General features: G+C 33.6%; 12 protein-coding genes. 5 read left to right on the forward strand and 7 right to left on the reverse strand.

Annotated features, from left to right (window positions below):
* Positions 1-23 precede the first annotated feature (23 nt).
* From ACRASX_RS04930 to ACRASX_RS04940, 3 genes are all read right to left on the reverse strand, one after another.
* Entirely contained in the window at positions 24-1,700 is a 1,677-nt protein-coding gene (locus ACRASX_RS04930; protein ID WP_066312119.1) for a DUF6909 family protein, read from the reverse strand.
* 143 nt (positions 1,701-1,843) lie between these two features.
* Complete coding sequence (locus ACRASX_RS04935; protein ID WP_432222618.1) at positions 1,844-3,334, reverse strand: GH3 auxin-responsive promoter family protein; 1,491 nt, start codon at positions 3,332-3,334, stop codon at positions 1,844-1,846.
* Between the two features lie 12 nt (positions 3,335-3,346).
* Positions 3,347-3,868, reverse strand: a complete 522-nt coding sequence (locus tag ACRASX_RS04940; RefSeq protein WP_066312123.1) for a peptidase — start codon at positions 3,866-3,868, stop codon at positions 3,347-3,349.
* Positions 3,869-4,078: 210 nt separating this feature from the next.
* Here ACRASX_RS04940 and ACRASX_RS04945 point away from each other — a divergent pair, with 210 nt between their 5' ends.
* Positions 4,079-4,252, forward strand: coding sequence for a twin-arginine translocase TatA/TatE family subunit (locus ACRASX_RS04945; RefSeq protein WP_066312127.1), 174 nt, complete (start codon positions 4,079-4,081; stop codon positions 4,250-4,252).
* A 78-nt stretch (positions 4,253-4,330) separates the two neighbouring features.
* Here the strand turns inward: ACRASX_RS04945 and ACRASX_RS04950 are convergent, their stop codons facing one another.
* On the reverse strand, positions 4,331-6,454 hold the full coding sequence (locus ACRASX_RS04950; protein WP_432222619.1) for a Tex family protein: 2,124 nt from the start codon (positions 6,452-6,454) through the stop codon (positions 4,331-4,333).
* Positions 6,455-6,541: 87 nt separating this feature from the next.
* Here ACRASX_RS04950 and ACRASX_RS04955 point away from each other — a divergent pair, with 87 nt between their 5' ends.
* Positions 6,542-6,802, forward strand: a complete 261-nt coding sequence (locus ACRASX_RS04955) for a DUF1294 domain-containing protein (protein WP_432222620.1) — start codon at positions 6,542-6,544, stop codon at positions 6,800-6,802.
* Positions 6,803-6,905: 103 nt separating this feature from the next.
* Here the strand turns inward: ACRASX_RS04955 and ACRASX_RS04960 are convergent, their stop codons facing one another.
* The 3 genes from ACRASX_RS04960 to ACRASX_RS04970 form a co-directional block, all read right to left on the reverse strand.
* A complete protein-coding gene (locus tag ACRASX_RS04960) occupies positions 6,906-7,733 on the reverse strand; it encodes a class I SAM-dependent methyltransferase (protein ID WP_432222621.1) in 828 nt (275 codons plus the stop codon).
* A gap of 148 nt (positions 7,734-7,881) precedes the next feature.
* Positions 7,882-8,313, reverse strand: a complete 432-nt coding sequence (rpiB, locus tag ACRASX_RS04965) for a ribose 5-phosphate isomerase B (RefSeq protein ID WP_066312136.1) — start codon at positions 8,311-8,313, stop codon at positions 7,882-7,884.
* A gap of 848 nt (positions 8,314-9,161) precedes the next feature.
* A complete protein-coding gene (locus ACRASX_RS04970) occupies positions 9,162-9,395 on the reverse strand; it encodes a hypothetical protein (RefSeq protein WP_066312141.1) in 234 nt (77 codons plus the stop codon).
* A 106-nt stretch (positions 9,396-9,501) separates the two neighbouring features.
* On the opposite strand from ACRASX_RS04970, the gene rnr reads away from it, so the two are divergent.
* Genes rnr through ACRASX_RS04985 form a run of 3 tightly spaced genes read left to right on the forward strand, consistent with a single transcriptional unit; the run spans position 9,502 to position 13,064 of the window.
* Complete coding sequence (rnr, locus tag ACRASX_RS04975) at positions 9,502-11,685, forward strand: ribonuclease R (protein ID WP_432222622.1); 2,184 nt, start codon at positions 9,502-9,504, stop codon at positions 11,683-11,685.
* 20 nt (positions 11,686-11,705) lie between these two features.
* Positions 11,706-12,371 (forward strand): head GIN domain-containing protein, encoded by a 666-nt coding sequence (locus ACRASX_RS04980; protein WP_432222623.1) that lies wholly within the window; start codon positions 11,706-11,708, stop codon positions 12,369-12,371.
* A gap of 12 nt (positions 12,372-12,383) precedes the next feature.
* The gene (locus ACRASX_RS04985; RefSeq protein ID WP_066312148.1) at positions 12,384-13,064 is read left to right on the forward strand and encodes a LysE family translocator; all 681 of its coding nucleotides are present in this window, start codon (positions 12,384-12,386) and stop codon (positions 13,062-13,064) included.
* The last annotated feature ends 18 nt before the right edge of the window (positions 13,065-13,082 follow it).

Genomic DNA, 13,082 nt, shown 5'->3' on the forward strand with positions numbered 1-13,082 from the left:
GAAATTTATTTTTTTATTTGAACTTACACGTTCAAAATTTGCTCTAAAATTTTAATCGTAATCAAATACGTTGGTTTAACTCCCGTAGTTCCTAATCCTCCAGAAGCTAACGTACTTCCTGTTTCTAGTGGATTATCCGACGCGTAATACGCATATCTTACTTTTACGTTGTTGGGTATGCTCTTTCTAATTTTAGACGCTGATTGAATCGCTTTTTGATAGTACGACCCTTCCATCTCTAATCCGATTACTCCCCAAGTAGATTCATGAAAAAATTTAAGTAACTCTCGATTTTGCAATGAGGTTCCCAAAACAGTAACCATAGCACCTTCATAAACTGCAATTCCATTTCCTTCAAACATAGCTCCAGTTAATTCATTTTCGAAAAAATAATTATCTGCCGTTCCTTCGTTAATATGGGCAGTTGGAATCATAATGTCTCCTTTTCCTCCTTCTAAAATTCCTGCTTTACCCATAATCGAAACCGATTGTACGTTAAGTAACGTATCTTTTTTAAACGGTTTTAAAAGCTCATCAATCGTTTCGTAGGCTTGTTCCCCAAACGCATAATCCATGACGATAAGCACAGGTTTCGGATCCTCTAATTTTACATTTGCAAAAGCGGTGATACTCCAATCAATCTTGGCTGTATCAAAAATTTCAACATCAATATTAGTACCTGAAGTATCTGGTAAAAATAACATTCCGTTTTTTAGGGCGATATTTTCTACTTCTTTTCGAATGGCGCTTGCACCCGATTTGCTCAATTCTTCGTAAATAGTAAAATCTTCTTTACCTTTAAATTTAGGTCGCAAAATTGGCGTGGCAAAAATCGAATTCATCACACTGTGCATATTGGCACTAATAATATGAATGGGTCTGTCTAAAAGATTGTTGGCTTTTAAAACTTCTTTAATATTGGTTGCCCAAATTTCACCATGAATGTGATGTCCCAAACGCTCTCTAAGAATCGGACTGAACGTAATGGTTCTTTTATTATTATCTAATAATTCTTCAATAGCTAATTTCCCCAACCAATAAATGACGTGCAAGAAACGATCAGGAGCCTTTTCGGATCCAAAAGAATCGTAGATATCTAAAATTTCTTCGAATGTTCTGCCTAAAATATTAGCGGTATGCGAAATGGCAATTTCCTTATCCACTAAAGATAATTTTTTGCTTTGTTGTACTGCATATTCTAATTTCATCCAATCCCGAGATAGTTCGCCCGCCTCATCCAATAGCACTCGATTTCTAATTTTATGAGATTCTATGAAAATGAACGTCAAATGGGTTAAAATGTCATAAATATCAGAGCGTCCGCGCGTAATTTCAACGTTCATTTGCTCTTCATCTATACGGTAACAGTTGCGTCTTCTTTTTGGAGGAACAATGGCTTCAAAATGCGATTTAGAATAACCCTCATCTGAAGTTAAATTGATAAAACGACATTCTTCAATACCAATAGGTAAACGTTCCATTACATACAACAAGCCATTTAATTCGACTTTTTCGTCACCAATAAAGCCATAAATTTCTGGTCGCAATGCTAATAATGCTTCTCGCAAAGTATCTCCAGAAACGCCCATTGGTTTGTAGAAACCACGGTTGAATAAATGACGCATCGTAATGTACATTTTTTCAATTGCTGCTGATGATTCTTGTGCTCTTGATCTTGATATGTGTTTGGTCTCTGCCATAATTTTATATTTTCTAAACTTTGCTTAAAGAAAGCATAATTTTTATGATTTTTTTTGATTTAAATTACGAATTTACTAAAAATGTATTTGAAATAAGTCGAAGTTTTATCAATTATAGTACGTTCAAATAAAAGCGAATAGAATTATAGCACTTCCAGCACATCTGCAATCGTACGATTGTCTGCTAAACGCGGAATTTTATTTTGACCACCCAGCTTTCCAACCGATTTCATGTAATTTTCAAAACCGTGTAAAGCCACTTTAGAAACAACTACTTTGCGTAAAATATTTCCAGTAATTAGATCGTCGTAATAAATATTTTGCTTGCGCATCGCGGCATCTAATTTTTCTGAAAATAATACCATGTCTTCTGGTTCATTTTCAAACTCAATAAACCACTCGTGGTGCGGAAGTCCCGAAATTGGATTAATTTGAGGCGCCACTGTAAACTCATTAATTCGAACACTTGTTCCTTCCATTGCTTCTTTCATGGCATTCTCTACCTCATTGCTAATAACATGCTCACCAAAGGCAGAAATGTAATGTTTGATGCGGCCCGAAACGATAATGCGGTGCGGTTTTAGATTAGTAAACTTTACGGTATCCCCAATATTGTAAGCCCAAAGTCCCGCATTGGTTGATACAATCATAACGTAATTAACGCCAATTTCTACATCGGCTACGCCTAAACGTTTTGGATTCTCATCAAAAAATTCATCACTTTTAATGAATTCATAAAAGATACCACTGTTTAACAACAGCAACATTCCTTTTTGTGTCTGCGTATCTTGATAAGCAAAAAATCCTTCAGAAGCTGGAAACATCTCAATACTGTCTACTTTTCTACCAATTAAATTTTCAAACTTCGCTCGATACGGTTCGTAATTGACACCACCATAAATGAATAATTGAAAATTTTTGAATAAATCTCCGACTTTTTTCCCACCGCTTTTTTCTCGTAAGCGTTCAAAGTACATTTGTACCCAAGACGGAATTCCAGAGATCAAGGTCATGTCTTGTTCAATGGTTTCTTCGACAATGGCATCAATTTTAGTTTCCCAATCTTCAATGCAATTCGTATCCCAAGAAGGCAGTCTGTTTTTTTGTAGATATTTCGGAACAAAATGTGCTCCAATTCCAGACAAACGGCCAAATTTGATTCCGTATTTTTCAACCAAGATCGGACTTCCTTGCAAGAAAATCATTTTGCCGTCTACAAAATTAGCATTACCTGTTTCATAGATATAGTGCAAAATCGCATTGCGAGATGCTTCAATATGAAACGGCATCGATTCTTTGGTAAGTGGAATGTACTTTGCTCCCGAAGTGGTACCTGAAGTCTTAGCAAAATACAAAGGTTTACCTTTCCAAAGGATATCTTTTTCGCCCAAACGAACTTTTTCAATATAGGGTTTTAAATCTTCATAATCACGAATGGGTACGCGTTTGCGAAAATCATTTATTGTCTTTATTTTATCAAAACCGTGGTCTTTTCCGAACTCCGTTTCTGCAGCATCTCTAATTAAACTTTGAAAAACTTCTACTTGTGTTTCCACAGGTTTATTAGCCCAAGCACGCGTCTGATAGTATATTTTACTGGCAAATAATTTTGCCGCTATAGCTTTTATTGACATTTTAAGAACTAATTATTTAGTGTTTTTGGTTTTCTTTTTTGAAGCTTTTGCACTTGACTCTTTTGCCGCCTTCTCCTCTTTCTCTACTTCTGCTCGCAATTGCAACTCGGCAGCAGTAGCTTGCATATCTTCTTCGGGAACTACTAATTCCTCGTTGGCCAAAATAGAATCTTTATTAAATTTAGCATACTCTAACTCTCCCGTTAAAACTTTTTGAATCGATTTTATATACAACTCATTTTGATGTAAAACAGTTGTTAACGAATCTGATTTTAGAGCTAGCTCTGTTGCATTCTTTTTTAATTCGGTCGAAGAATAACCCGGAATGTATTCTCGCAAAGGCGTAAAGGCAATGATGAAAGTAGTAATTGATACCAAGAAAATAGCACCTAGAGTAAGCGTCACAAAAACGTTCATCAAATTAAGCTTAAAAGAAAAAATTTCTTCAAAAGTATCTTCGTTCAATATTACCAATCGGTTTTTATTGAATAAACGTTTTTTTATAGTGGCTCTTTTCTTTTTTTTCTTTGGCATTATGGTACTTTATTCTGGCAAATATAATAATTTATAGCCGTCTTAAAACTTTGAAAAAAGATAATAACTAAAGATAAAATAGTAATTTATCAAATATTTAACGTACTCAAAAAAAAATATTTGGCCTCAAATGCAATTATATATAAGTAATTCTGTATACCTTTGCAGTACTTTATATCAATTTGCTTCGGCATATTAAATATTTCAATCATGGGAAGATTTGGTGTTACAGAAATCCTTGTTATTCTAGCAGTTGTACTATTGCTTTTTGGAGGTAAAAAAATTCCGGAATTAATGAAAGGTTTAGGAAGCGGAATCAAAGAATTCAAAAACGCTGCTAAAGACGAACAAACTACGGCTAAAAAAGAGGAGACTCCAGAGTAATTCTTTTTTAATAAAAAATAAAATTCCAAATTCTCATTGTACGCAATAAGAGTTTGGAATTTTTATTTTAAAGACTGTTTATATTATCATCGTTAACTGAATGCGCTTTCGGTCTTCATCTACTTCAGTAACTTTTACCTCAACATGTTGGTGTAACTTTACAACTTCATTGACATCGCTCACAAATCCGGCTTTTAGTTGCGAAATATGCACGAGTCCACTTTCTTTAACGCCAATATCCACAAAACAGCCAAAATTGGTTATGTTATTGACAATTCCAGGTAAAATCATTCCGGTTTTTAAATCTTTTATTGTTTTCACATTTGGGTCAAATTCAAATACTTTGGCTGATTTCCTTGGATCTAAACCTGGTTTTTCTAATTCCTTAATAATGTCCTTTAACGTTAATAAACCAATTTCTGTGGTAATGTAATTTTCGGGCTTAATTAAAGCCGTCTTTTCTTTATTGGCAATCAATTCAGTTACTTTCAATTTTAGATCTTTTGCCATTTTCTCCACAATCGAATATGCCTCGGGATGTACGGCAGAGTTATCTAGCGGATTTTTAGCATTCGAAATTCGAATAAAAGCGGCGCCTTGCTGATAGGCTTTTTCTCCCAAACGAGGCACTTTTTTTAATTGTTTTCTATCTTCAAACGGACCATTTTCCGAACGGTACTTCACAATATTTTCAGCGAGTTTCTCTCCAATTCCACTTACATAACTCAACAAGTGTTTACTAGCGGTATTGATATTTACACCAACCGAATTTACGCAACGCACAACCGTAGTATCCAATTCATCTTTTAATTTAGATTGATCTACATCGTGCTGGTACTGCCCAACTCCAATTGCTTTTGGATCAATTTTTACCAACTCCGCCAAAGGATCAGACAGACGTCTTCCGATAGAAACCGATCCACGAACGGTAACATCATAATCAGGAAATTCTTCCCTAGCAATTTTAGACGCCGAATATACTGAGGCTCCAGCTTCTGAAACAATAAAAACTTGAACCGGTTTATCAAAGGCTATTTTTTTAATAAAGAATTCTGTCTCTCGTGAAGCCGTTCCATTTCCAATTGAAATGGCATCAATTTTATAAGAATTTACCATCGAACGAATTTTTTTCATAGCCATCGCTTCTTCCTTTTGAGGTGCGTGCGGATAAATGGTTTCGTTGTATAATAAATCACCTTTTTCATCCAAACACACAATTTTACAACCGCTTCTAAAACCAGGATCGATAGCCAAAATTCGCTTTTCTCCCAAAGGCGGCGCCAACAACAACTGCCCTAAATTGTTCGCAAAAACCTGAATCGAATTGGCATCGGCTTTCGTTTTAGCGTCTTGTAAAGTTTCGTTAGAAATGGCCGGTTGCAACAACCGTTTGTAACTGTCTTCAATAGCCAACTGCAAATGTGGCGTGGTATTGTTTTGCTTTTTAATGATGATTTCATCAATGATATCATAGGCTTCATCAATATCGGTCTCAATTTTTAATTTAATATAACCTTCTTTTTCTGCACGCAACATCGCCATCAATCGATGTGCAGGTGCTTTGGATAGTGGCTCTGCCCATTCAAAATATTGGGTAAACTTTTGTGCGGCTTCATCGTCTTTTTTACTCTTCACTACTTTTGTAGTAACGACAGCTTTACGCTGGTACAAACGACGCAATTGCTGACGGACATAAATATTTTCATTAATCCACTCGGCAACAATTTCGCGTGCACCTTGCAACGCAGCGTCTTCGTTAATTATCGCTTCATTAATATACTGACTGGCTAGAAAATCAACGTCATCATTGCCTTGGGACACAATAATTTTGGCTAAGGACTCCAACCCGTTTTCACGAGCTACATCGGCTATGGTTCGTTTTTTCTTTTTGTACGGCAAATACAAATCTTCGATATCTTGTAAATCAAAACTATGATCAATTTTTGCTTTTAATTCAACCGAAAGTTGCCCCTGTTCATCGATTGCTTTTAAAATCGTTTCTTTTCGTTTTACGATGGTTTCGTACTCTTTTTGAAGTTTGGCAATTTGTTCAATTACTACCTCATCCAAATTTCCAGTAACGTCTTTTCGATAACGGGAAATAAACGGAATGGTACAATCTTCTGAAAGTAATTGTACTGTTTTTTGAATATTTATAGCCGCAGTTGCGACCGTTTTTGAAATGAATTGAATATTGTTCATTAGGAATAGCGGATTAAAAAGGAGTCTTTTTTACGTTACAAAACTGATGCTAAAATACTATCTTTAAATCTCAATCGAACTTCAATTATGATTTTATTCTATTCTTTTTTGCTCTTAAATTTAATTGCTTTTGTACTAATGGGATACGATAAAAATGCAGCAAAAACCCGTAGAAGTAGGATTTCAGAACAAGCACTTTTAACTTTTGTTTTACTTGGCGGAACGATTGGTTCTGGATTGGGCATGCTTGTTTTTAGACACAAAACAAGCAAGAAAAGCTATCTATGGAAATTTTGGATCATCGTAGTAATTCAAATAGTAATAGCCGTTGTTTATTTTAAAAAGTAAAAAAGTAACTCTTTTTTTATGCACAGAAGTCAGCAAACGTTATTAGTAGTAATGTTCAACTGATAATAATTACTCTGAAGCCTATTGTAAACTTAAACTAACTTTAGTTTTTTACTCCAATAAAATTGATGTAACATTCGGGCTGTGAATAGTTCATTTTAGATTGATGCCATATTTTAAAACCAGCATCGTTGAATAGCTTGGCATAGTTGTGAGAAAAAGAATTTTCAGAACCATATATTTCAGAATTTGGATTTTTTACAAAATCATGATCCAATCCTGTAGGCTCGATGGCAATAAAAATATTTTTTTTGAATTTATTTAGTGCGTCAAAAAATTCCTGTAATCTTGACTGCGTAAAATATTCTAAAACTCCTCTCGAGGTCACCACTATCATAGCGTTATGTCCGTTTTGCTTGATCCAATCAAAACCGTCGCAGGCTACAAATTCTAAATTTGAGCTGCCATTAAATAATTTTTTATTTGCTTCAATTTGAGAACTACTTAAGTCGATGCCAACAAATCGATCAATTTGCGGAAATTTAGAACTTAAATATTCCAAAATTGTACCATCTCCAGTACCAATTTCAACAAGCGTATGGTATTTTAGAGATTCATTTTGCAGTTGTTCTTGCAACAAATCAATCAAAAAAGAACAATTGGGTATAAAAAAAGTGTCTAGTACTTTATTATTAAATCCGCTAGAAAAATATTCTTCACCTCTGTTGATCCAATAATTTTCATGAAACTGAGAGAGCGTTTCAAAATCGTTCTTATTTTTAGCTTTTTGTAGTAAAGCATCTCGCATGAAGCGATCTCTTCGAGACAAATTCATGTCTATGGTCATTCCTTTATTCAGTAATTCATCTGCTTTTTTAGGAAGCATTGTAATTAGAATAGTGCCAATACTGTTTTTTAAAAGACGCTTCATTTTTCAATTTATTTTTAGGATAGGTTAACTATAAATAATAATAAATTGACTCGGGGCGGAGTTAAGGAGGTTCCATGCTATAAAACCTTACTTTAATTTTAAAACGCTGCTACTTATTGCAACTAATAGGTAGCAGCGCTAATTTTACTTATTGACAAGCAATTTTATTGACACGAGTTTGGTGTCTTCCACCTTCAAATTCGGTATTTAAAAACGTCTCTACAATTTCAACTGCTTGTTGAATCGAAGTATAACGCGCCGGAATACTTACAATATTAGCATCATTGTGTAAACGTGTTAAATAGGCAATTTCTTTAGTCCAACACAAACCAGCTCGAACACCAGCGTGTTTGTTAACCGTCATCGCAATTCCGTTACCACTACCACAAATAACGATTCCAAAATGGGCTTTGCCTTCAGTTACATCTGTTGCAACGGGATGTCCAAAATCAGGATAATCTACTGAATCTTCAGAATCTGTTCCGTAATTAGTTATTTCATGTCCTTTTGCTTGCAACATGGCTACAATTGCTTTTTTATACTCTGGTCCTGCGTGATCGTTTCCTATTGAAATTTTCATTTTAAAATACTATTTAGTTGTATCGACAAATTTAACCAAACAATTCAATAATTAATTATAACGATTTGTTTATTTGCAATTTAATTAAAGTCTATTCGATTGACAATTAAATATATACCCGTAAAAGTATATTTTTATTCCACTATAATTAACCTATTTTCAAATACTTACGTAATTATAAAAAAGATAAATTTATATAAAATATTGATAATCAGTGTATAATATATATTTTAAATGTTAATTTTTTACAATGTTAATAGTAAAAGCTAATGAGTTGATACTCAGCTTACCTTACGTTAATATTAATTGTTAATAAGTATGGATAGAATATTAGAAGTTTTTTTTGGTTGTTTGATTTTTTTACCTAATCCAAAACTGCAATTAGAAATCCTAATAAAGTTTACTGATTTTTTAGAATAGTTATCAATACTTAAAAGTAGTTTATCAACATAAAACGCTAGGTGAAGTTATCTACAAAATCATTTGTCTTTAGGTTATCAACGATTGTTAATAGCAATCTAAAAAGTGTTTAAAATGAAACCATTAACTCCAATTAGCTATGTTGATAACTCTATATAAAGAAGCAAAACTTAATATCACACTCTTTTTTCACAATTTTATAGCCACTATTAACAAGCCATAATAACCACCAAAAATTAATTAAATTTAAAATTTCTTTTTTGTTGTATTTAATATATGTTAACAACTTTTGAAATTTTAGAAAAAAGAAAAAATTAAAATTGGATTAAATTGGACAGTAGTTTGAAATTTTAGAATTGATTCTGAAATTTGAAAGTGATTATCGGTTGCAACTAAAAATGAAGTAGCAGTTGCATGTAATTTTGATTTCAAACGATTCGAAGCGGATTGTTTAAATTGTCGATGAATGTTTGAACGCGTTCAAAATCGCTATGGTGTATTTTAAGTTTAATACCACCCAAAGCATTTGCGTAAAAAGGAACGATAGATAATGTGGTTTCGTTTTCAAAAAAATACGGAATTTCATCTTGTTCTAATAAGTGTTTTAGAACAACAGTTTCGTGTTGATAATTGAAAATTGCTATAGTTTTAAAGCCTTTCATAACACTGTTTTTATAAATTCAGGAGTTATATTTTTAATAAATGTACTCGTTAAAATCCGTAATCTGATATCTTCTTCGTAATTTTAAACTTTATAAGAAAAGATATATGAGTAAGAAAATTAGAAAGCCGATAAAAAACGAAAAAGATTTTTCGGATAAAATAATTAAAATTTTATCGCAAAATGCTAATAAACCATTCAACTACAAACAAATAGGAGCTAAGTTAGAATTGGACGATACCCAAAGTCGCAATCAAATTATAAAGGATTTAAAAATTCTTGCCGCTCAAAATAAGATAATTGAATCAGAGCCAGGAGCTTATTTAATCAAAGCAGTAAGCCAAGATTATTACGAAGGAACCATTGATATGACAAGCCGTAAGACGGCTTATTTTATTTGTGAAGATTTCGCAGAAGATGTATTTATTCCGACTAATAATTTGAATCGTGCGTTAGACAAAGACAAAGTAAAAGTCTATGTCTACAACCGTAGAAAAGGAAAGCGACCTGAAGGAGAAGTAATTGAAGTAATTGAGAGAAACAAAACAGAATTTGTGGGTGTGATTGACATTCAACCCAACTTTGCGTTTGTTTCGACGGCCAATCCAAAAATGTATACCGATATTTTTATTCCAAAAGATAAATTTGGTGATGCTGAAAATGGCGATGTTGTTTTGGTGGTCATTGAAGACTGGAAAAAACGTGCTGATAGCCCATTTGGAGCTGTTATAAAGGTTCTTGGTAAACCAGGTGAACACAATACAGAGATGCATGCAATTTTGGCTGAATACGGCCTTCCTGCAGATTTTCCGATTGAGGTAGAAGTATTCGCGCAAAAAATTGATACGTCAATTACTGAAAGCGAAATTGCCAAACGTCGGGACATGCGCGACACGTTGACCTACACGATTGACCCAAAAGATGCAAAAGATTTTGATGACGCACTTTCCTTTAAAAAATTAGAAAATGGCAACTTCGAAATCGGAATTCATATTGCCGATGTTTCTTATTATTTAGAAGAAGGAACTATTTTAGACGATGAAGCGTATCAAAGAGCAACCTCGGTTTATTTAGTTGATAGAGTAGTACCGATGCTGCCTGAAGTATTATCTAACTTTGCCTGTTCCTTGCGTCCAGATGAAGAAAAATATACTTTCTCGGCCGTTTTTGAAATTTCACCTCAAGCGCAAGTAGTGAACCAGTGGTTTGGTAGAACGGTAACGTTATCCAACCAACGTTTTGCGTATGAAGAAGCACAGTACATCATTGAAACCAAAGACGATGTTATTCCAGAAGAAATTTCGATTACTGGATCTTCGTATAAAGTTTCAGAAGAATTAGTGGAAGCGACTTTAAAATTAGATGAATTGGCTAAAATTCTTCGTAAAAAACGAATGGCAAATGGCGCAATTTCTTTTGATAAAGTTGAAGTAAAATTTGATTTAAATGAAGAAGGAGAACCAGAGGGCGTTTATTTTAAAGTATCTAAGGATGCCAATCATTTGATTGAAGAATTCATGCTTTTAGCCAATCGTAAAGTAGCAGAATACATTGGTAAGCAGAAGAAAACATTTATTTATCGCATACACGATGAACCAAATGAAGATAAATTAATAGCCATGCAAACTGTAATTGCAAAGTTTGGTTATAAAATTGATTTTAGGAATAAAGGAGATATTTCCAAATCACTGAATGCTTTGATGGAACAAGCAAATGGATCAAAAGAACAAAATTTAATTGATACGTTAGCCATTAGAAGTATGAGTAAAGCCAAATATTCGACTGATAATATTGGTCATTATGGATTGGCTTTTGACTATTATTCTCATTTTACGTCACCAATTCGTCGCTATCCTGATGTTATGGTACACCGTTTGTTACAGTTTTATTTAGATGGAGGAACTTCAGTAGATGAAGATTTGTACGAAACCAAATCGCTGCACTGTTCTAGTATGGAAAGTTTAGCATCTAGTGCAGAGCGTGATAGTATTAAGTACATGCAAGTTAAATACATGCAAGATCATCAGCATGAAGAGTTCTTGGGAGTTATTTCGGGTGTTACCGAATGGGGAATTTACGTTGAAATTGTGGCCAACAAGTGTGAAGGTATGGTGCGTATTCGTGAAATAAAAGACGATTATTATACATTCGATGAAAAGCAATATGCTATGGTTGGTGCAACTTCAGGAAAAATTTTACAATTAGGAGACGAAATTTATGTGAAGGTTAAAAATGCAGATTTAGTTAAAAAACAACTGGATTTTCATTTTCTGAGAAGAGCAGGAGAATAATAAATTTAATTAAAGTGAATATGAAAAAGATACTAATTGGAATTGCAATTTTATTTGTTCAAGTTTCTTTTGCACAAGTTTCAAAAGAGTTAGGCGAGTTTAGTGAAATAAAGGTTTTTGATCAATTAAGTGTCCAACTATTTCAATCTTCAACTAATAAGATTGACATCACAGGCGATCGCAGTGATGAAGTAGAAGTAGTGAATAAAAATGGACAACTGAAAATTAGAATGCCGTTTCCAAAATTACTTTCAGGAAATAATATGAGCATCAAACTTTATTACAAGCGTATTGAAAGAATTGATGTGAATGAGGGAAGTATTGCACACTCGAAAGAAACGTTTAAACAAACTGCTTTTGAAGTTAGTGCACAAGAAGGCGCAAGGGTAGAAGTTAATTTAGAGGTGGATAAGGTAAAAGTAACAGCTGTCTCTGGCGGAATTGTCAATATTAGTGGTTCTGCTACCAATCAGTCGGCAAGTTTAGGGGCTGGTGGTATCTTAGAAGCTAAAAATTTGCTAACTTCTCAAACGGCTGTTAGTGTTTCGGCTGGCGGCCATGCCGAAGTTAATGCTTCTATTTTAGTTGATGCAAAAGTAAGTGCTGGTGGATCGATCTATATTTATGGCAAGCCAGAACAAATTAACAAGAAGACCGTTTTAGGTGGCCGAATTGAAGAAAAATAATAATTTTTTTGAATGATAAATGATATTTTAGCCGGAGTTCCATGGGGAATTTTCCTCAGTTTTATGATTGGTCCTGTCTTTTTTATATTACTTGAAACAAGTATTACAAAAGGGTTTAGGGCCGCTCTGGCTTTTGACTTAGGTGTGGTTTTAGGAGATGTGTTTTTTATAGCCATTGCATATTTAGGGAGTTATCGATTGATTAAAAGTTTAGAAGATAAACCTGCTTTATTTATTTTTGGAGGTATAATTATGTTAGCTTATGGTATCATTTCTTTTATGAAATTAAAAAAAGTGAAACCGATTAATCTTGAAGAAATTGACCGTGATATTTTAAAGCGCGACTACGCTTCACTATTTGCAAAAGGTTTTGTTTTAAATGTGATCAATGTTGGTGTGTTAGGCTTTTGGATGGCGATAATTATTTCGGTAGGGCCAAAATTAGAGATGCAAACATCAAGGATGATAACTTTCTTTACTGCGGTTATTGTGAGTTATTTGATTGTTGATTGCCTTAAAATACTATTGGCCAAACAATTAAAATCTAAAATGACGCCGACTAATATTCTTAAAATCAAAAAAGGAATTAGCGTAGTGTTAATGGTTTTCGGAGTAGTTTTAATTGTTCAAGGTTGGTTTCCAAAAGAAAAGGAAATGGTAAAAAATGCTTTTGAACACATTAAGAAAGAGTAATTCTTTAGATAATTATAA

Origin of the sequence: Flavobacterium sp. TMP13, assembly GCF_050847115.1 — a bacterium.
GTDB lineage: Bacteria > Bacteroidota > Bacteroidia > Flavobacteriales > Flavobacteriaceae > Flavobacterium.

Bases quoted from the DNA above. Each gene is read 5' to 3' on its own strand.
- ACRASX_RS04950 (WP_432222619.1), bottom strand. From the start codon at position 6,454: ATGAACAATATTCAATTCATTTCAAAAACGGTCGCAACTGCGGCTATA.
- ACRASX_RS04930 (WP_066312119.1), bottom strand. From the start codon at position 1,700: ATGGCAGAGACCAAACACATATCAAGATCAAGAGCACAAGAATCATCA.
- ACRASX_RS04980 (WP_432222623.1), top strand. From the start codon at position 11,706: ATGAAAAAGATACTAATTGGAATTGCAATTTTATTTGTTCAAGTTTCT.
- ACRASX_RS04960 (WP_432222621.1), bottom strand. From the start codon at position 7,733: ATGAAGCGTCTTTTAAAAAACAGTATTGGCACTATTCTAATTACAATG.
- ACRASX_RS04985 (WP_066312148.1), top strand. From the start codon at position 12,384: ATGATAAATGATATTTTAGCCGGAGTTCCATGGGGAATTTTCCTCAGT.
- rnr (WP_432222622.1), top strand. From the start codon at position 9,502: ATGAGTAAGAAAATTAGAAAGCCGATAAAAAACGAAAAAGATTTTTCG.
- ACRASX_RS04935 (WP_432222618.1), bottom strand. From the start codon at position 3,334: ATGTCAATAAAAGCTATAGCGGCAAAATTATTTGCCAGTAAAATATAC.
- ACRASX_RS04940 (WP_066312123.1), bottom strand. From the start codon at position 3,868: ATGCCAAAGAAAAAAAAGAAAAGAGCCACTATAAAAAAACGTTTATTC.
- ACRASX_RS04970 (WP_066312141.1), bottom strand. From the start codon at position 9,395: ATGAAAGGCTTTAAAACTATAGCAATTTTCAATTATCAACACGAAACT.
- rpiB (WP_066312136.1), bottom strand. From the start codon at position 8,313: ATGAAAATTTCAATAGGAAACGATCACGCAGGACCAGAGTATAAAAAA.
- ACRASX_RS04955 (WP_432222620.1), top strand. From the start codon at position 6,542: ATGATTTTATTCTATTCTTTTTTGCTCTTAAATTTAATTGCTTTTGTA.
- ACRASX_RS04945 (WP_066312127.1), top strand. From the start codon at position 4,079: ATGGGAAGATTTGGTGTTACAGAAATCCTTGTTATTCTAGCAGTTGTA.